This is a genomic window from Shewanella sp. 10N.286.45.A1 (assembly GCF_041470405.1).
In the GTDB taxonomy this organism is placed as follows: domain Bacteria; phylum Pseudomonadota; class Gammaproteobacteria; order Enterobacterales; family Shewanellaceae; genus Shewanella.
Map to the genome: position 1 here is coordinate 1 of NZ_JBFRMK010000421.1, position 306 is coordinate 306.

Genomic DNA, 306 nt, shown 5'->3' on the forward strand with positions numbered 1-306 from the left:
GCCAGGAATTGATAACCAGTGGGTAAGTACTGCCCCACTTGTCTTCTAGCTCATCCAATGCAAGCTCGGCAGCCTCTTTACTTACCGCTCGATAGACAGGTTTTAAATCCGCCATAAAGGCTTTTTGGTTCTCAGAAGCGACATACTTCATTGAATTACGGATTTGATGGATAACGCACAGCTGGGTCTCTGTTTCAGGGAAGATAGTCGCTATCGCCTCTGGGAAACCTGTTAGCCCATCGACGCAAGCTATTAGGATATCTTTAACACCACGATTATGAAGGTCGGTCCTAATATCTCTTTCTT

1 protein-coding gene is annotated in these 306 nt (G+C 45.4%); it reads right to left on the reverse strand.

Going from position 1 to position 306, the window contains the following annotated elements; all coding sequences use genetic code 11:
* Positions 1-306, reverse strand: a 306-nt coding sequence (locus AB4238_RS22145; protein WP_372035763.1) for a transposase, incomplete at both ends; no start/stop codon positions are given.